The organism is Burkholderia sp. HI2761, from assembly GCF_002223355.1.
In the GTDB taxonomy this organism is placed as follows: Bacteria; Pseudomonadota; Gammaproteobacteria; order Burkholderiales; family Burkholderiaceae; genus Burkholderia.
Genome location: NZ_NKFN01000001.1, coordinates 584630 through 602460, shown reverse-complemented (window position 1 = coordinate 602460; position 17831 = coordinate 584630). Strand labels below are relative to the sequence as shown.

Annotated in this window: 12 protein-coding genes; 4 read left to right on the top strand and 8 right to left on the bottom strand. The window is 68.3% G+C overall.

What is annotated here, in order from left to right:
• The first annotated feature begins 904 nt into the window (after positions 1-904).
• Positions 905-4477: an indolepyruvate ferredoxin oxidoreductase family protein gene (locus CFB46_RS02830; RefSeq protein WP_089499233.1), complete on the top strand. Its 3573-nt coding sequence runs from the start codon at positions 905-907 to the stop codon at positions 4475-4477.
• 86 nt (positions 4478-4563) lie between these two features.
• Positions 4564-5927 (top strand): IS3-like element ISBmu5 family transposase gene (locus CFB46_RS02825; protein ID WP_089499232.1). Its coding sequence is split into 2 segments (ribosomal slippage): positions 4564-5026 and positions 5026-5927, totalling 1365 coding nucleotides; the frame shifts between segments, so codons are not numbered across the junction.
• Between the two features lie 93 nt (positions 5928-6020).
• On the opposite strand, the gene CFB46_RS02820 is transcribed toward CFB46_RS02825, so the two are convergent.
• On the bottom strand, positions 6021-7688 hold the full coding sequence (locus CFB46_RS02820) for a Na+/H+ antiporter (protein WP_089499231.1): 1668 nt from the start codon (positions 7686-7688) through the stop codon (positions 6021-6023).
• Positions 7689-7995: 307 nt separating this feature from the next.
• On the opposite strand from CFB46_RS02820, the gene CFB46_RS02815 reads away from it, so the two are divergent.
• A complete protein-coding gene (locus CFB46_RS02815; RefSeq protein WP_027785588.1) occupies positions 7996-9282 on the top strand; it encodes a sensor domain-containing phosphodiesterase in 1287 nt (428 codons plus the stop codon).
• A gap of 254 nt (positions 9283-9536) precedes the next feature.
• Positions 9537-10262 carry a copper homeostasis protein CutC gene (locus CFB46_RS02805; protein WP_089499229.1) on the top strand — a complete coding sequence of 242 codons (726 nt, stop codon included), beginning with the start codon at positions 9537-9539 and terminating at the stop codon, positions 10260-10262.
• Between the two features lie 166 nt (positions 10263-10428).
• Here the strand turns inward: CFB46_RS02805 and bioB are convergent, their stop codons facing one another.
• The 7 genes from bioB to CFB46_RS02770 all read right to left on the bottom strand — a co-directional run bounded on the left by bioB (position 10429) and on the right by CFB46_RS02770 (position 17788).
• Positions 10429-11448 carry a biotin synthase BioB gene (bioB, locus tag CFB46_RS02800; protein ID WP_027785586.1) on the bottom strand — a complete coding sequence of 340 codons (1020 nt, stop codon included), beginning with the start codon at positions 11446-11448 and terminating at the stop codon, positions 10429-10431.
• Between the two features lie 41 nt (positions 11449-11489).
• A complete protein-coding gene (gene bioD / locus CFB46_RS02795; protein WP_089499228.1) occupies positions 11490-12212 on the bottom strand; it encodes a dethiobiotin synthase in 723 nt (240 codons plus the stop codon).
• Positions 12209-13393, bottom strand: coding sequence for an 8-amino-7-oxononanoate synthase (gene bioF / locus CFB46_RS02790; protein WP_089499227.1), 1185 nt, complete (start codon positions 13391-13393; stop codon positions 12209-12211). Before bioF ends, bioD begins: the two co-directional genes overlap by 4 nt.
• Positions 13390-14736, bottom strand: coding sequence for an adenosylmethionine--8-amino-7-oxononanoate transaminase (gene bioA, locus CFB46_RS02785; RefSeq protein ID WP_179235022.1), 1347 nt, complete (start codon positions 14734-14736; stop codon positions 13390-13392). The genes bioF and bioA overlap by 4 nt, the downstream gene beginning before the upstream one ends.
• Positions 14737-15255: 519 nt before the next feature.
• On the bottom strand, positions 15256-16527 hold the full coding sequence (locus CFB46_RS02780; RefSeq protein ID WP_089499225.1) for a dienelactone hydrolase family protein: 1272 nt from the start codon (positions 16525-16527) through the stop codon (positions 15256-15258).
• Between the two features lie 106 nt (positions 16528-16633).
• On the bottom strand, positions 16634-17071 hold the full coding sequence (locus CFB46_RS02775) for a YchJ family protein (RefSeq protein ID WP_089499224.1): 438 nt from the start codon (positions 17069-17071) through the stop codon (positions 16634-16636).
• A gap of 39 nt (positions 17072-17110) precedes the next feature.
• Positions 17111-17788 carry an SDR family oxidoreductase gene (locus CFB46_RS02770; RefSeq protein WP_027785580.1) on the bottom strand — a complete coding sequence of 226 codons (678 nt, stop codon included), beginning with the start codon at positions 17786-17788 and terminating at the stop codon, positions 17111-17113.
• Between the last annotated feature and the right edge of the window lie 43 nt (positions 17789-17831).

Genomic DNA, 17831 nt, shown 5'->3' with positions numbered 1-17831 from the left:
CCATCGATCGGCGCGCGCTCGTCCATGTGGATATCCGGCCCGTCCGATCACTCGACGCGCTGTGGTATTCGACGGTGAGGGTGGGCGTATGGCCGGGAGACGGCGCGGATCCGCGCGTGGACAACTGACACCGCAGCCAGTCGAAGCCCTGTGTATTTCGACGGTGAGTGTGGCCGGCAATCACACGGCCTGCGTGTTCACACGACGATATTCGGTCGGAAAGCCGACTCTCGACCCTGTGTATTCGAACGGTGAGGGTGAAAGTCGGACCGACGAAACGCGCGGTTTCCGATGTGGATATCTGCCGCCGGCATCCACTCGCCAAGCTGTGAATTTCAACGGTGAGCGTCGCTGGCCGAGCGCTCCGCATGTCGATTTCCGGATGTGGACATCCCGGTCCCGACGCCACTCGAAATGCTGTGCAATCGAACGGTGAGCGCGCGAGCCCGATCGGCCGAAGGGCGCGGCATTGTGGACATCCGTCGTCGCCGACCAATCGGAACGCTGTGCATTTCAACGGTGAGGGTGACGGCCCGATGCCGCCGAAACCCTTGTCGGACGGGGTTCGAGCGCCGATCGCCGGTCAGGCGGTGGCCCTTGCGGCCACCACCGGCGTTTCCGTCCCAAGCCCCAAGCCCCAAGCCCCCAAGCCCCCAAGCCCCAACCGCCCTGACGCATCCCCGACCGCGCTCCCGCCGCCCACCCCCACCACCCGCGCGAAAACTCTCTCAAATCCCGACCAAAAGCTGCGCAGTTTTTCTCGCTGCCCGCCGGTCCGAGCAAGATGAGGAAAAACATTCTCGGCTGCGCGCGAAAAAATAGAGCAATTCGCTGCCGGCACCTTGCGTCATCCGACGCCCTGTCGCGCGCGGCCCAGAACATCACAATCCGGAGACTTCCCCCCATGACCGCCCGCCTGCCCGTCGACGGCACGCCTGCCCTGTCCGACTACCGCCTGACCGACAACCTGACCGCGACGCGCGGCCGGATCTTCCTGACCGGCACGCAAGCGCTGGTCCGCCTGCTGCTGATGCAGCGCACGGTCGACGCCGAACTGGGGATCAACACGGCCGGCTTCGTCAGCGGCTATCGCGGCTCACCGCTCGGCATGGTCGACCAGCAGCTGTGGAAGGCGAAGAAACTGCTCGACGCGAGCGGCGTGCGCTTTCTGCCCGCGATCAACGAGGAACTCGGCGGCACGGCCGTGCTCGGCACGCAGCGCGTCGAGGCCGACCCCGAGCGCACGGTCGAAGGCGTGTATGCGATGTGGTACGGCAAGGGCCCGGGCGTCGATCGCGCGGGCGACGCGCTGAAGCACGGCAACGCGTACGGTTCGTCGCCGCACGGCGGCGTGCTGGTCGTCGCGGGCGACGACCATGGCTGCGTGTCGTCGTCGATGCCGCACCAGAGCGACTTCGCGATGATGGCGTGGCACATGCCGGTCGTGAACCCGTCGAACATCGCCGACATGCTCGAATTCGGCCTGTACGGCTGGGCGCTGTCGCGCTACTCGGGTGCGTGGGTCGGCTTCAAGGCGATCTCGGAAACGGTCGAGTCGGGCTCCACCGTCGACCTCGATGCATTGCAGACGCGGTGGCCGGCGCCGGAGGGGTTCGCGCCGCCCGCGGGCGGCCTGCACAATCGCTGGCCCGACCTGCCGAGCCTCACGATCGAGGCGCGCCTCGCGGCGAAGCTCGACGCGGTCCGCCATTTCGCGCGCGCCAACAGCATCGACAAGTGGATCGCGCCGGGCGCGCAGGCGAACGTCGGGATCGTCACCTGCGGCAAGGCGCACCTCGACCTGATGGAAGCGCTGCGCCGCCTCGACCTGACGGTCGACGATCTCGACGCGGCCGGCGTGCGGATCTACAAGGTCGGCCTGTCGTATCCGCTCGAAATGACGCGCATCGAGACTTTTGTCGACGGGCTCGCCGAAGTGCTGGTGATCGAGGAGAAGGGCCCGGTCATCGAGCAGCAGATCAAGGACTACCTGTACAACCGCACCGAAGGCGCGCGCCCGCGCGTGCTCGGCAAGCATGACGCCGCCGGCGCGTGCCTGCTGTCGGAACTCGGCGAGCTGCGTCCGTCGCGCATCCTGCCCGTGTTCGCCGAGTGGCTCGCGCGGCACAAGCCGGCGCTCGACCGCCGTGAGCGCGTCGTCGATCTCGTCGCGCCGCAGATCCTGTCGAACGAGGCCGATGCGGTGAAGCGCACGCCGTATTTCTGCTCGGGCTGCCCGCACAACACGTCGACGAAGGTGCCGGAAGGCTCGATCGCGCAGGCCGGCATCGGCTGCCACTTCATGGCGTCGTGGATGGAGCGCGACACCACGGGCCTGATCCAGATGGGCGGCGAGGGCGTCGATTGGGCCGCGCACGCGATGTTCACCAACACGAAGCACGTGTTCCAGAACCTCGGCGACGGCACCTACTTCCACTCGGGCATCCTCGCGATCCGCCAGGCGGTCGCCGCGAAAGCGAACATCACGTACAAGATCCTCTACAACGACGCGGTCGCGATGACGGGCGGCCAGCCGGTCGACGGCAGCATCTCGGTGCCGCAGATCGCGCGGCAGGTCGAGGCGGAAGGCGTGTCGCGCTTCGTCGTCGTGTCCGACGAACCGGAGAAGTACGACGGCCATCACGGGCTTTTTCCGAAGGGCACGACGTTCCATCACCGCAGCGAGCTCGACGCGGTGCAGCGCGAATTGCGCGAGACGCCGGGCGTCACCGTGCTGATCTACGACCAGACCTGCGCGGCCGAGAAGCGCCGCCGCCGCAAGAAAGGCGAATTCCCCGACCCGGACAAGCGCCTGTTCATCAACGACGCGGTGTGCGAAGGCTGCGGCGACTGCGGCGTGCAGTCGAACTGCCTGTCGGTCGAGCCGCTCGAGACGCCGCTCGGCCGCAAGCGCCGGATCGACCAGTCGTCGTGCAACAAGGACTATTCGTGCGCGAACGGCTTCTGCCCGAGCTTCGTGACGGTCGAAGGCGCGGCGCTGAAGAAGGCCGCGGGCGCCGCATTCGACGAAGCGGCGCTCGCCGCGCGCGTCGACGCGCTGCCGGTGCCGGCGACGCACCTCGACGCGGCGCCGTTCGACATGCTCGTGACGGGCGTCGGCGGTACCGGCGTCGTGACGGTCGGCGCGCTGATCAGCATGGCCGCGCACCTTGAAGGCAAGAGCGCATCGGTGCTCGACTTCATGGGCTTCGCGCAGAAGGGCGGCTCGGTGCTGTCGTTCGTGCGGATCGCGTCGAGCGACCGCTGGCTGAACCAGGTGCGCATCGACACGCAGCAGGCCGACGTGCTGCTCGCGTGCGACATGGTCGTCGGGGCGAGCGCCGAAGCGCTGCAGACGGTGCGTCACGCGCGTTCGCGCATCGTCGTCAACACGCACCGGATCCCGAATGCGTCGTTCGTGCAGAACCCCGACGCGAACCTGCATGCGGATGCGCTGCTCGAGAAGATGCGCCACGCGGCCGGCGACGGCTACCTGTCGAGCTGCGACGCGCAGGCGCTCGCCGCGAAGTTCCTCGGCGATTCGATCGGCGCGAACATCCTGATGCTCGGCTATGCATGGCAGCTCGGCCTCGTGCCGGTGTCGCTCGCCGCGATGATGCGCGCGATCGAGCTGAACAACGTCGCGGTGCCGATGAACAAGCTCGCGTTCTCGATCGGCCGGATGGCGGCCGGCGACGCGGCGGGCCTCGACGCGTTGTGGAACGCGCGGCATACGGTGGCCGCCCACGCCGCGCCGGAGACGCTCGCCGAGTTGATCGCCGATCGCGAAGCGCGCCTCGACGCATACGGCGGCGCGCGCTACGTCGAGCGCTACCGTGCGCTGGTGAACGCGGCGCGCGCGAAGGGCGACGACGCGCTCACGCGCGCGGTCGCGACGACGTTCTACCGGCTGCTCGCGGTGAAGGACGAATACGAAGTCGCGCGGCTGTACACGGACGACGCATTCCGCACGGCGCTCGAAGCGCAGTTCGAAGGCGTGCCGGGCCACGCGTACCGCGTGAAGTTCAACCTCGCGCCGCCGACGGTCGCGAAGGCCGGCAGCGACGGCAGTACGCCGAAGAAGCGCGTGTTCGGCCAGTGGATGTGGCCGGTGTTCGGCATGCTCGCGCGTGTGCGCGGCCTGCGCGGCACGTGGCTCGATCCGTTCGGCCGCACGGTCGAGCGCAAGATGGAGCGCGCGCTGGCCGACGATTACGAGACCACGCTCGCGCGTGCGTTCGCCGCGATGACGGCCGGCAATGCGGCGCAGGTCGTGCAACTGGCCGACCTGCATGCCCGTGTGCGCGGCTTCGGTCACGTGAAGGTGCGCAACCTCGCCGGCGTGAAGCGCGCGGAACGCGAGCTCGCGTTGCAGCTCGGCATCGACGCGGCGACGAGCGCGGCCGTGCAGCACGCGCTCGACGAGATGAAGGGCGCGGGGATGCTGAAGGGGATTCCGGTCGTCGTCGCGAAGTAACGCCGCGGCAGGCGGATGTGAAAACGGCGACGCCGGTGAACTGCACCCCAAAAGTTGGACTAGATCCAACCTTTGGGGTGTTTTTCATGACGAAGTACGACGAACGTTTCCGACGTCGGGTGGTTCAGGCATACCTGGCTGGAGAGGCTGGGACCAAGGCACTTGCGCATCGTTACGGCGTGGGTAGCACGATGGTCCGACGTTGGGTGGCGAGCTATCGAGAGCATGGCGAAGACGGACTGAGCAAGAAGCACAGCCACTACGACGCGCGATTCAAGCTATCGGTGCTCCAACGGATGTGGCGCGATGAGTTGTCATATGCCCGAGTGGCGGTGGTATTCGGCATTCGCAATGAACGGAGCATCCCGGTTTGGGAGCGCCTGTATCATGAGGGCGGTATAGAAGCCTTGATGCCTCGTCGCCGAGGACGTCCCCCGAAGATGACCACCTTGCCGCCACCGAAGCCTACCGATGATGCCGCGCAGAAAGAGCCGAGCCGCGAGGAACTGCTCAAGGAAATCGTGTATTTGCGCGCGGAGGTGGCATACCTAAAAAAGCTCGATGCGCTGCTGCAATCAAAGAAGCAGACAGCGCCCAGGAAAAAACGCAAATAATACGTGAGCTTAGGCAATGCCATCCGGTAGCCGCGTTACTGAAGGCGGCAGGTCTGGCACGCAGCACGTTCTATTACCAACTCAAGGTATTGGATGCTGGCGATCGGTATGCGGATCTCAAAGTGAAGATCCGGAGCGTGTACGACCACCACAAGGGCCGTTACGGCTATCGGCGAATCACGACAGTGATCCGGCAAGCGGGACACGCGATCAATCACAAGACCGTGCAGCGGTTGATGGGACAACTGCAGTTGAAATCTCTGGTACGCCCGAAGAGATATCGTTCCTGGCGAGGCGAAGTCGGCCGCGTTGCCCCAAATCTACTGCGGCGGCAGTTTGATGCTGAACGCCCGAATCAGAAGTGGGTGACCGACGTGACCGAATTCAATGTAGGGGGCCAAAAGCTCTATCTGTCGCCGGTAATGGACTTGTACAACGGGGAGATCGTCGCTTACCAAATGGATGAGCGCCCGAGCTTCGAGTTGGTCAGCGGCATGTTGAAGAAGGCGGTGGCCAAGCTCGATGATGAAGGACGGCCGTTACTGCATTCGGATCAAGGCTGGCAGTATCAGATGCCCGCCTACCGTCGGTTGTTGAAGCAGCATGCGCTCACCCAGAGCATGTCGCGCAGAGGTAACTGCCTTGATAACGCAGCCATGGAGAGCTTCTTCGGCACGCTGAAATCCGAGTGCTATCGGCTGGCGCGCTTTACGAACGTGGAGCAGTTGCGAGATGCGTTGAGCCGCTACATTCACTACTACAACCACGAACGCATCAAGCTCAAATTAAACGGGCTGAGTCCCGTGCAATACAGGACTCAGCCCTCGGCCGCTTAGATTTTAACCGTCCAACTTCGTGGGGTCAGTTCAGCCGGTGCGTCGCCGTTTTTTTGCCTCTCGGGCGGCTGCGCGCCGGCCGCGGCCGATCGCTCAAAGAATGCCTTTCTTGCGCGTCGACAGCGCGGTTTCCGACAGGTCGATCTCGCGAAGCAGCTTCGTCAGCGTCTCGTCGGAAATCTTGCTGTCGGTGCGCAGCCGGTACAGCGCCGAGCGTTCCGCGCGCACGGCCGCGATCCGCATCTGCAGCTCCATCGTTTCGGTCTGCTTCGCTTCCGCGCGCGGCGTGGGGCCGTCCTCGGCCAGCGCGGCCAGCCGGCGGCGGTACTGGTCCATCACGCGGGCGGAGATGTCCGCGCAGCGTGCCGCGCCCGATTCGTCGAGATCGGCCGAGATCGCGTCGTGCGACGCGTCGATCGCACGGATCGCGGCCTGCGCGGCGGCCGAGCGTGCGATGCGCTCCTCGTCGCCGAGCGCGTTGCGCGTCGATCGCACGCCGCGCAGCAGCAGCGGCAGGCCGATCACCGCAACGATCAGCGAGCCCAGGATCACGGCCGACGCGATGAAGACCGCGGTGTCTCGGCCCGGCAGCGGCGCGCCGTCGGACAGCGCGACCGGGATCGACAGCACGCCGGCGAGCGTGACCGCGCCGCGCACGCCGCCGACCGTCATCACCGCGATCGTGCGCACGCCGGCCATCGTGCCGGCGAGGCCGTGGCGCGCCGCGCGCCGGCTCGCGAACCAGCGCAGCAGCCACACCCACAGGAAGCGGATCGCATACAGCGCGAGCATCATCGCGCACACGTTGAAGATCATGCGGCCGACGAGCGCGTCGCTCGTATGGTGCGCGTCGACGAGCGCGCGGCCGATGATGTGCGGCAACTGCAGCCCGAGCATGATGAACACCATGCCGTTGAACACGAACTCGATCATCGCCCACGTGCTTTCGGCGCGCACGCGCGACGCGACGGTGCTTTTGCGCGAAAAGCTCGTGTAATTCATCATCATCCCGGCCGATACGGCCGCGAGCACGCCCGACAGGTCGAGGTGCTCGGCGAACAGGTAGGCCGCGAACGGCACCAGCAGCGTCATCACGATGCCGGGGGCCGGGTCGCCTTCCTGCTCGGCATTCAGGAAGCGCGTCGACAGCGCGCTGAACACCCACGACACGATCGCGCCCGTCGCGAGCCCGCCGGCCGCGACGATCACGAACGTGAGCGACGCGGCGCGCAGCGAGAACACGCCCGTCAGCGCGGCCGCGATCGCGAACTTCAGCGCGACGAGGCCCGACGCGTCGTTCATCAGCGCCTCGCCTTCGAGGATGTGCATCAGTTGCGGCGGAATGCGCCCCTTGCCTGCGATGCCGGACAGCGCGACCGCATCGGTCGGCGACAGCACCGCCGCGAGCGCGAACGCGATCGGCAGCGGCAACTCGGGAATCAGCCAATGCGCGAAGTAGCCCACCGCGAGTACCGTCATGAACACGAGGCCGAACGCGAGCATCAGGATCGCGCGGCGCTGCAGGTAAAGCTCGCGTTTGGGAATTCGCCAGCCGTCCGCGAACAGTAGCGGCGGAATGAACAGCAGCATGAAGATTTCAGGGTCGAACGTGACGTGCAGGTTCAGCTTCGGCCACGCGAGCATCGCGCCGAACGCGATCTGCATCAGCGGCAGCGGCAATTGCAACGGCAGGAGGCGCGTGACGGCGCCGGACAGCGCGACGGTCAGCAGCAGAATGAGGACTGTGAAGACGATTTCCATCGATACGGCGGATAGGCAGAATGAAACGGTCGTACGGAGTGTAGCGTGCCGACGTGACGGATGCGCTCGAGCGGCCGGTGCGTGCGCACGGAAATGGTGCGCCGATGGTGCGCCACGATGGTGCGGCGGCCCGGCCCGGCCGCGCGGTGCAAGGTTCCGCGCACCTTGCACGGAGCTTGCTTGAAGGTGGGCAGCCGCCCGGCCCAAGCCGGGCAACCGAGGGTCCAACCATGACATTGCGCGCGCCGTCCTGTTCGTCGTTTCGTTCGGCGGACGTCGCGTTCGACCGCATCACCAGGAGAAGGGCATGACGATCGTGCAACAGGAGCGTCCGGCCGCCGCGTCGCCGTACCGGTTCGAGCGGGAGATGAGCTCCGGCTTCGAACGGCTGGCGACGCAGCACCGCGACCTGACGCTCACGACCGTGTTCCAGCCGATATTCAGCCTGTCGCACCAGCGTGCGGTGGGCTACGAGGCGCTGCTGCGCGCGCACGATGCGCTCGACCGCCCCGTGTCGCCGCTCGACGTGTTCGGCGAAGCCGCGCGCCGGGGCGAACTGCTGCAGATCGACCGGCTCGCGCAGGCGCTGCATCTGGAGAACTTCGCGCTGCTCGGCGCGGAGCGCGAGTGGCTGTTTCTCAACGTCCATCCGGGCGTGCTCACGGATCCGTTCCAGGCGGCCGCGCTGCTCGCGAACCTGAAGCGGCTCGGCATGCCGCCGCGGCGTATCGTCCTCGAAGTGCTCGAGCAGCGCGCGGACGACGTCGAGCGGCTCGCGGAGGCCGTGCGCGAATTCCGCACGCACGGCTTCCTGATCGCGCTCGACGATTTCGGCGCGGGCCACTCGAACCTCGAGCGGATCTGGCAGCTGAACCCGGACATCGTGAAGCTCGACCGGATCATGCTGTCGCACGCGGCGCACCGTACGGGGCTCACCGCGATCCTGCACGGGCTCGTGACGCTGTTGCACGAGGCCGGCAAGCTGGTGCTCGTCGAAGGGATCGAGACCGAGCACGAAGCGCAGATCGCGCTGTCGTGCGAGGCCGATTTCGTGCAGGGCTACTACTTCGGCCGGCCCGCGCCGGGGCTGCCCGACAGCGCGGCCGCGACCGGCTGCATCGGCGAGCTGACCGAGCGCTTTCGTCAGCAGACCGAAGCGCGCGAACGACGCGACACGCAGCGGCTCGCACCGTACCTGCGCGCGTTCGAACGTGCGGCCGAGCGCCTCGAGGCCGGCGAGCCGCTCGACGAGGTGTGCTGGAACTTCCTCGCGCTCGACGCGGCCGCGCGCTGTTTCCTGCTCGACGCGCAGGGCCGGCAGTCGGGCCGCAACCTCGTGCTGCGCGCCGATCGCGCGCTGGCCGAGGCGCGCTTTTCGCCGCTCGCGGACGCGCAGGGCGCGAACTGGCTGCGCCGGCCGTATTTCCGCTCGGCGATCGCCGAACCGGGGCGCGTGCAGGTCACGCGGCCGTACCTGTCGATCAACGAGGCGCAGCCGTGCGTGACGCTGTCGGTGGCCGTGCGCGTCGGCGATGCGCAGCGCGTGCTGTGCGGCGATATCGACTGGAGCGACGACGACGCCGAAGCGGCGTAGCGACGCACGGCTAGCACCGGCGATCGTCGACATGATGCAGCCGCAGGGCGCGCACTTCAGCGCACGGATGTTCAGGTTCGTGCCCGGCGCCGCGGTGACGGCGTTGTCCGCACTGGTCGGCATCCGGCTCGTGCGGCGCGGCTGAAGGACGCGGCCGACGTATTCGGCCGACATACGCGGCCGCCGGGGCGCTGGCGTCCGTCACGCGGCTCGGCTAGGATGCGCGAATTGTCCAGACGATTCGCGGGCCGCCCATGAACCGACACGCCGCTTCTTCCGTTCTCCTCGAAGTGATCGCCACGACCGTCGGCGATGCAAAGGCCGCCGCCCGCGCGGGCGCCGACCGCCTCGAACTCGTGACCGCGATCACCGAAGGCGGGCTCACGCCGAGCGTCGGGCTGATCGAGGCCGTGGTGGCCGCCGTGCCGATTCCCGTCAACGTGATCGTGCGTCCGCACAGCCGCTCGTTCGTCTATGACGCCGACGACCTGCGCGTGATCGAGCGCGACGTGCGTGCGGCCGTCTCCGCCGGCGCGAACGGCGTCGTGTTCGGCGCGCTCGATGCGCGCGGCGACGTCGATCTCGGCGCGCTGGCCCGCATCGCGGCCGCCGCCGACGAGCGCGCGCTCACGTTCCACCGCGCGTTCGACGTCGCGCGCGATCTGAACGCCGCGTTCGACGCGCTGCTGCGCGTGCCGGCCGTCACGTCCGTCCTGACGTCGGGCGGTCATCCGTCGGTGCTCGATGCGGTCGCGACGATCACGCGGCTCGTGCGGCAGGCGGCGGGCACGACCTGCACGGTGCTGGCCGGCTCGGGGCTCACGATCGAGGCGGTCGGCGATTTCGTCCGGGCGACGGGTGTGCGCGCGGTGCATTTCGGCTCGGGCGTACGGCCGCGCGGCGAGGTGCTGGCGCCCGTCGACGAGCAGCGCGTCGAACGCGTGCGCGCGGCGCTCGACGGCGCGGCGTCGCACGTGTGATGCCGCCGCTCGCGCACCGTCGCGTATTTCGCACGAACCAGGTTTTTCGGCACACGTTCAAAGAGCCGCGGGCGATGGGCGGCGCGGGCCGAGCGCGCGCCGCGAGCACATAAAAAAACCGGGACGTATCCCGGTTTTTTTTGCAACGCGTGAACTTGCCGTGTGCTTACACGCTCTCCGCCAGCGCATCGGCCTGGCTCGCGCGAATTCCGAGGCGCTCGAACAGCGCACGGTCGCGCTGCGTCTGCGGGTTGCTCGTCGTCAGCAGCTGGTCGCCGTAGAACATCGAGTTCGCACCGGCGAGGAAGCACATCGCCTGCATCGCGTCGTCGAGCTGCTCGCGACCGGCCGACAGACGCACGACCGCCTTCGGCATCGTGATGCGCGCGACCGCGATCGTGCGCACGAATTCGAACGGATCGAGCGGCGCGGTGCCTTCGAGCGGCGTGCCTTCGATCGCGACGAGGTTATTGATCGGCACCGATTCCGGATACGGGTTCAGGTTCGCGAGCTGCGAGATCAGGCCCGCGCGCTCGCGGCGCGATTCGCCCATCCCGATGATGCCGCCGCAGCACACGTTGATGCCCGCGTCGCGCACGCGGTCGAGCGTGTCGAGACGATCCTGGTACGTGCGCGTCGAGATCACCTGGCCGTAGAACTCCGGCGACGTGTCGAGGTTGTGGTTGTAGTAGTCGAGGCCCGCGCTGGCGAGCTGCTGCGCCTGTTCGTCCTCGAGCATGCCGAGCGTCATGCAGGTCTCGAGGCCGAGTTCCTTCACGCCGCGCACCATTTCGGTCAGCGCCGGCATGTGGCGCTCCTTCGGGTTGCGCCACGCGGCGCCCATGCAGAAGCGGCTGGCGCCGTTCGCCTTCGCCGCGCGCGCGGCGTCGAGCACCGTGTCGACGTCCATCAGCTTCTCGGCCTTCAGGCCCGTGTCGTGATGCGACGACTGCGAACAGTAGCCGCAATCTTCCTCGCAGCCGCCCGTCTTGATCGACAGCAGCGTCGACAGCTGTACCGCGTTCGCGTCGAAATGCTCGCGATGCACCTGCTGCGCGCGGAACATCAGGTCGTTGAACGGCAGCTCGAACAGCGCGACGACGTCGGCGACGCGCCAGCGTTGCGGGGCCGGTGCAGCCACGGGAATCGCGTCGGGTTGCACGGCGGCGGTCTGGGCTTGGGTCATTTCGGTTTCCTGTCCTGGGCGGAATTTGGGGGATCGGTTGGTCAATGCCGCGCGGCGCGCAGCGACTCGACGAGCGCGGCGATGTCGAGCATCGTCGCGGCGGATTCGGGGGCGGCCGGCGTCATGTGCGCGATGCGGCCGAGGAGCGGCGCACGGTGCTCGCGCGCGAGCCAGTCGCGGATCGTCGCGACGTTCTCGTCGGCGAACGACATGGCCGGGTCGACGTGGTTGGCGACCCAGCCCGCGAGCGTGAGGCCGCGCTGGCGAATCGCATCGGCCGTCAGCAGCGCGTGGCTGATGCAGCCGAGCCGGACACCGACGACGAGCACGACGGGCAGGCCGAGCGCGACCGCGAGATCGGCGGTGTCCTGCGTGTCGTTCAACGGCACGCGAAAACCGCCGACGCCTTCGACGACGACGACGTCCGCGCGCGTCAGCGCTTCGCGATGGCACGCGACGATCGTGTCGAGGTCGAGCGTCACGCCTTCCCGCGCGGCGACGATGTGCGGTGCGGCCGGCGCTTTCAGCAGGAACGGCGTGCGCAGCTCGGGCGGCAGCACGACGTTCGCGGCGGCGTCGAGCTGGTCCGCATCCTCGTTGCGCCACACGCCGTCGCGTTCGTACGCGCCGGCCGCGACCGGCTTCAGCGCGGCCGTGCGCAGGCCGTGCCGCGCGAAGCCGTGCAGCATCGCGGCCGAGACGAAGGTCTTGCCGATCTCGGTGTCGGTGCCGGTGACGAAGACGGAAAGCGGGGCGGTGCTCATGCGGCTGCCTCGCTGGCTTCGATCAACGCGGCTTCGAGCCGCGCAAGATCGTCGAACGAATGCGCGGCCGACAGCGACACGCGCAGCCGCGACGTGCCGGCCGGCACCGTCGGCGGCCGGATCGCGGGCACCCACAGGCCGTGCGCGTCGAGCGCGCGCATCGCCGCGAGCGTCGCGTCGTTGCTGCCGATCACGAGCGGCTGCACGGCCGTGTGCGAATCGACCGGCTGCCAGCGCGTGTTGTGCAGCAGCGCGCGCGTGCGCTCGATCAGCGCGGCGAGGTGCGCGCGGCGCGCGTCGCCTTCGTCGCCCGCGATCACCTTCAGGCTGGCCGATACCGCATGCGCGACGGCCGGCGGCGCGGCGGTCGTGAAGATGTAGCTGCGTGCGCGCTGGATCAGCCATTCGATCACGGTCTCGTGCGCGATCACGAAGGCGCCGGCAACGCCGGCCGCCTTGCCGAGCGTGCCGACGTACACGAGATGCGGCGAACGCAGTGCGGCGGCCGCGAGCGCGCCGCGGCCCTGCGGGCCGAGCACGCCGAAGCCGTGCGCGTCGTCGACGACGAGCCACGCGCCGTGGCGTTCGGCCAGCGCGACGAGTTCGGCGAGCGGGGCGAGATCGCCATCCATGCTGAACACGGTATCGCTGACGATCAGCTTCGTTTCGGCGTCCGACGCGTCGAGCAGCGCAGCGAGCGCGGCCGTATCGGCGTGCGGATAGACCTGCACGTTCGCGCGCGACAGCCGCATGCCGTCGATCAGCGAGGCGTGGTTCAGTGCGTCGGAAAAGATCGTCGCGCCCTTGCCGGCGAGCGCCGTCATCGCCGCGAGGTTCGCCATGTAGCCGGTGCTGAAGTACAGCGCGCGCGGCGCATCGGAGAAGCCGCCCGCGAAACCCGCGAGTTCGTCCTCGAGTCGGGCATGCGCGCGCGAATGCCCGCCGAGCAGGTGCGAGCCGCCGCTGCCGGCGCCGTAGCGCTGCGCGCCTTCGCCGAGCGCGGCGACGAGCGCCGGATGCGCGGCGAGGCCGAGGTAGTCGTTGCTCGCGAAGCCGACGATCTCGCGGCCGTTCACGGTCATGCGCGCGTCGCACGCGGTGTCGGCGATGCGGCGCACGCGGCGCAGCCCTTGGGCGTCGAGGTCGGCGAGGCCGCGTTGCAGGGTGTCGAGCAGGCTCATCGACCGAGGTCCTCCAGCGTGGCGTCGAGCGTGTCGCGCGTGCGCTGCGCGAGCCATGTGACGTCGTCGTCGCTCATCACGTACGGCGGCATCAGGTACACGGTCGTGCCGATCGGGCGCAGCAGCAGCTCGCGCGCGAGCGCCTGCTCGAAGAAGCGCCGCGAGAAGCCGCGTGCCGCGTCGCCGTCGAGCGCGACGTCGAAGGCGAACAGCGTGCCGCGCTCGCGCAGGTGGCGCACGTGCGGATGCGCGTCGAGCGGCGCGAGCGCCGCGCGCAGCGTCGCCGATTTGCGCGCGTTGCTCGCGAGCACGTCGTCGCGCGCGAACAGATCGAGCGTTGCAACGGCCGCGCGGCACGCGAGCGGGTTGCCCGTGTACGAATGCGAGTGCAGGAAGCCGCGCGTGGTGTCGTCGTCGTAGAACGCCGCGAACACGTCGTCGCGCGTGAGCACGAGCGACAGCGGCAGGTAGCCGCCGCTGATGCCTTTCGACAGGCACATGAAATCGGGCCAGACGCCGGCCTGCTCGCATGCGAAGAAGGTGCCCGTGCGGCCGCAGCCGACCGCGATCTCGTCGGCGATCAGGTGCACGCCGAATTCGTCGCACAGCGCGCGCAGCTCGCACACGTACGACGGATCGTGCATCGCCATGCCGGCCGCGCACTGCACGAGCGGCTCGACGATCAGCGCGGCGATCCGGTCGCCGCGCTCGACGAACAGGCGCCGCACGTCCGCGAGCGCGCGGCCCGCGACGTCGGCGGCCGTCTCGCCAGGCTGCGCGCCGCGCGCATCGGGTGACGCGACGACGTGCGCGTGGCGGATCAGCGGGTCGTACGCATCCTTGAACAGCGCGACGTCGGTCACGCCGAGCGCGCCGATCGTCTCGCCGTGATAGCTGTTCGCGACGCAGACGAATTCCTGCTTGTTCGCGCGGCCGCGGTTGCGCCACGCGTGGAAGCTCATCTTCAGCGCGATCTCGACGGCCGACGCGCCGTCCGACGCGAAGAACGCATGGCCGAGCGTGCGCGCGGTGAGCGCATGCAGCCGTTCGGCGAGTTCGATCGCCGGTTCGTGCGTGCAGCCGGCGAGCATCGCGTGCTCGAGCGTGTCGAGCTGGTCCTTCAGCGCCGCGTTGATGTCCGGGTTCGCATGGCCGAACAGGTTGACCCACCACGAACTGATCGCGTCGAAGTAGCGGCGGCCGTCACGGTCGTACAGCCACACGCCCGCGCCGCGCGCGACGGGGACGAGCGGCAGGCGCTCGTGATGCTTCATCTGGGTGCAGGGATGCCAGACCGCGCGCAGGCTGCGCGCGACCCAGTCGTCGGTGGCTGGCGTACTCAAGGCGACTCCGGGGGTAAAACGGCCGCGCGGCATCGACGGGATGCCGCGCGGCGGGACACGAAACGCGCAGAGATTAGCGTGTTCCGCCGGACGTTGCACTAGCGGTTACAAACGCCGCAAAGCCTTGCTGGGCGGGAGTTCGGCGCAGTTCGGCGGTGCTCGGGACGGAACGCGGCGGATCGGGCGAAATGCGCGCAGATGGCGACGTTCGAGTGACGCCCCCCGACAAAAAAATCGCGGGACGGAGCGCGGCGCCGTGGAGAAATATGGGGAACGATGATGGCGCGGTGTTTGCGGCGACATGGGGCGATCTTGCTTCGCCGATCGTCCGATCGTCCGATCGTCCGATCGACGAGGCGGCGCAAGGCCGGACGACGGGACGAAATCCAGCGCGAATTCAACTCGATTGCTCGTAAAAGCGAGCGTCACGCAGTGTGAGCTTGATTAGACGAAGGGGAGAGCGCGCCGCGACGACCTTGATGGACGGGGGCTGCAAGCGGGAAGAACGACAGCCGCGCGTCAGCGCGAAGCCAATGCGCGCGTATCGATGTCGCGGGTGTGATCGTCGCCGTTGTCGGCCGTCCGCGTCGCGTTGTCGCTCCACACGACGCGGTCGTTGACCGCATACAGTCGGCATGCGCCCGCCCCTTGCTTCGCGCAGTTGTCGAGCGCGAGCGCCATGGGATCGTCGCCGCCTTCGGCCCACGACCACGCGCCTTCCGACGACACCGCGAACGCGCGGCTCGGGTGCTGGTTCAGGAAGCGGCGATAGCCTTCGCGGCCCGCTTCGTCGACATAGGGCACCGCGTTGACCGCATCGATCGACGCATAGCCGGTGGCCTTCGGCTCGTGCGGGTCCGCGACGGCATAGCGCACCGCGGTCGGCAGGTTCAGTTCGGCGAGGAATGCGTGCACGGCCGGCCACCACACGGGCACGCCGTCGCGATCGACGATCAGCCGGTGCGCGTCGTCCTTGTAGCGGCCGAAATCGATGAACTGGGCCTGCGTGCCGTGCGACACGTATGCGTCGTGCATCTGCGCGACGAGCGCGGGCGTCCACACCGAGTCGTTGTCGCCGTACAGCCAGAGCGACCGCACGGCGGTATGCGCGCCGTACTGATCGAACGCGTCGACGAGGTTGTGCTGCCAGCCGTCGCACAGGTCCTGGCGCAGCCCGCCGGAGAAGTTGATGATGCCGCGCACGCCCGCTGCGGCTTCGGTGCCGTATGCGATCGACACGAGGCCGCCGTGCGACGTGCCGGCGACGACGATGCGCGACGCATCGACGTACGGCTGGCGCGACATGTAGCGCACCGTCGCATCGACGTCGGCGGCCTGCGCGAGGCCGTTCTTGCCGACGTTGCAGCCTTCCTGCTGGTACGTGCCGTCCGACCCGGCGAAGCCCTGGCGATTCGGCGCGATCACCGCATAGCCGCGGCGCACGAATTCGCGCGCGAACGCGAGCGGCCGGCTGCGTGGCTGCAGATGGAGATCGCCGGTATTTTTGCCGTGGTTGAAGACGACGAGCGGGAACGGGCCGGGGCCGTTCGGCTTGAAAAGCGTCGCCTCGAGCGTGGCGGCGCCCGACGCGTCGGCCGGAATGCGAAGGATCTGTTCGTTGAGGTCGGCGGTGACCTGCGGCAGGTTCGAGTCGGCGTAGTCGAAGTGCTCGGCGTGGGCGAGCGAGCCGCTGGTGCCTGCACCCGTCGTGGCGCTCGTCAGCGTACCGGCCTGAGCGGCCGACAGCGCACAGGCCGCCATCCATCCCACCAATACCTTGCTGAACGCCATCCGTAAGCCCTGCCATGCAACATGACCAATTCGAGGCCATCGTAGCCCGACAAAATCAGGTTGTGCAATGCGGGAATTACCCGGCGTCTGACATGGCAACTATTTGTCAGCGTTCACTTACTTCGCCGTCGACATAGCGCCAGAATCCCTGCTCGTCGCGCTCGAATCGGCTCGTCTCGTGGAGCCGGTACGCGCGTCCGCCGACCTTGTAGCGGGCCACGAATTCGACCTCCGCATGCCGGTCGTCGAGCGGCACGTGGCGTTTGACCGCGAGGCCCAGCCAGCGCGGCGCGTCCGGTGCTTCCGGGTCGGTGTCGAGGTCGGACGGGCAGGTGCGCGCGGCCCACGTCGCGCGCAGGTAAGCGGTCGCGCCGAGCACGTACGCGCTGTACCGCGAGCGCATCAATTCGAGTGCGGTGGGGGCGGCTTCGCCGCCGTCGATGAAGCGGCCGCAGCAGGCCGCATAGCGGGGCGCCGGCGCTTTGCCGGCGGGCGCGGGCGACGCGCCGCCGCACGGGCATGCGTCAGGTCGGTTCGAAATCATGCGAAATATGAATTAACAACGCTCGGTTGCCGGCGCCGCTCACCAGCTGAGCTCGATGCCGTCGTACTGGAAGAACCGGCCGTTCGCCTGAGACACGTCCGAGCCGGATTCGGCGATGACGCGACGCATGCCGGTCACGCTCGTTTCCGGATCGATCGCGGCTTGCGCGCCGCCCATGTCGGTGCGCACCCAGCCCGGATGCAGCGAAATGCACGCGGCATGGCGCGTCTGCAGCGACGCGATGCGCAACGCGTCGTTCAGCGCGGCCTTGCTCGCGCGGTACAGCCAGCCAGTCGTGCCGGTCGCTTCGGCGATGCTGCCCATCCGGCTCGACACGACGGCCAGCACGCCGCGCGCGTCCTCGACGAGCGGCAGTACGATCGGCAGCAACTGCATCGGCCCGCGCACGTTCGTATGCATCACCGCGTCGAAATCCTCGGCGGTGATCGTCTCGACGCCTTCGGTGCGCGGTCCGTACACGCCCGACACGAGCACGGCCGCATCGAGCCGCTCGCCGTCGAGCTTCCAGCCGAGCGCCGCGATCTGCTCGGGCTGCGCGATGTCGAGCGCATGCGGCTGCGCGCCGAGCGCGCGCAACGCGTCGAGCGACGCCGCGTCGCGCGCGGTCGCGATCACGTTCCAGCCGTCGCGCCGGTATTGCCGGACGAATTCGCGGCCGAGGCCGCGCGATGCACCGACGATCAATACGGTTTTCATGCCCGTCGCTCCTTGGGTTGGCGCCGCCGAGGCAGTGCCGGTG

Excerpts from the sequence above, each read along its gene's own strand:
- CFB46_RS02780 (WP_089499225.1), bottom strand. The coding sequence starts at position 16,527 with ATGGCGTTCAGCAAGGTATTGGTGGGATGGATGGCGGCCTGTGCGCTG.
- bioD (WP_089499228.1), bottom strand. The coding sequence starts at position 12,212 with ATGAGCACCGCCCCGCTTTCCGTCTTCGTCACCGGCACCGACACCGAG.
- bioF (WP_089499227.1), bottom strand. The coding sequence starts at position 13,393 with ATGAGCCTGCTCGACACCCTGCAACGCGGCCTCGCCGACCTCGACGCC.
- CFB46_RS02770 (WP_027785580.1), bottom strand. The coding sequence starts at position 17,788 with ATGAAAACCGTATTGATCGTCGGTGCATCGCGCGGCCTCGGCCGCGAA.
- CFB46_RS02805 (WP_089499229.1), top strand. The coding sequence starts at position 9,537 with ATGAACCGACACGCCGCTTCTTCCGTTCTCCTCGAAGTGATCGCCACG.
- CFB46_RS02830 (WP_089499233.1), top strand. The coding sequence starts at position 905 with ATGACCGCCCGCCTGCCCGTCGACGGCACGCCTGCCCTGTCCGACTAC.
- CFB46_RS02815 (WP_027785588.1), top strand. The coding sequence starts at position 7,996 with ATGACGATCGTGCAACAGGAGCGTCCGGCCGCCGCGTCGCCGTACCGG.
- bioB (WP_027785586.1), bottom strand. The coding sequence starts at position 11,448 with ATGACCCAAGCCCAGACCGCCGCCGTGCAACCCGACGCGATTCCCGTG.
- CFB46_RS02820 (WP_089499231.1), bottom strand. The coding sequence starts at position 7,688 with ATGGAAATCGTCTTCACAGTCCTCATTCTGCTGCTGACCGTCGCGCTG.
- CFB46_RS02775 (WP_089499224.1), bottom strand. The coding sequence starts at position 17,071 with ATGATTTCGAACCGACCTGACGCATGCCCGTGCGGCGGCGCGTCGCCC.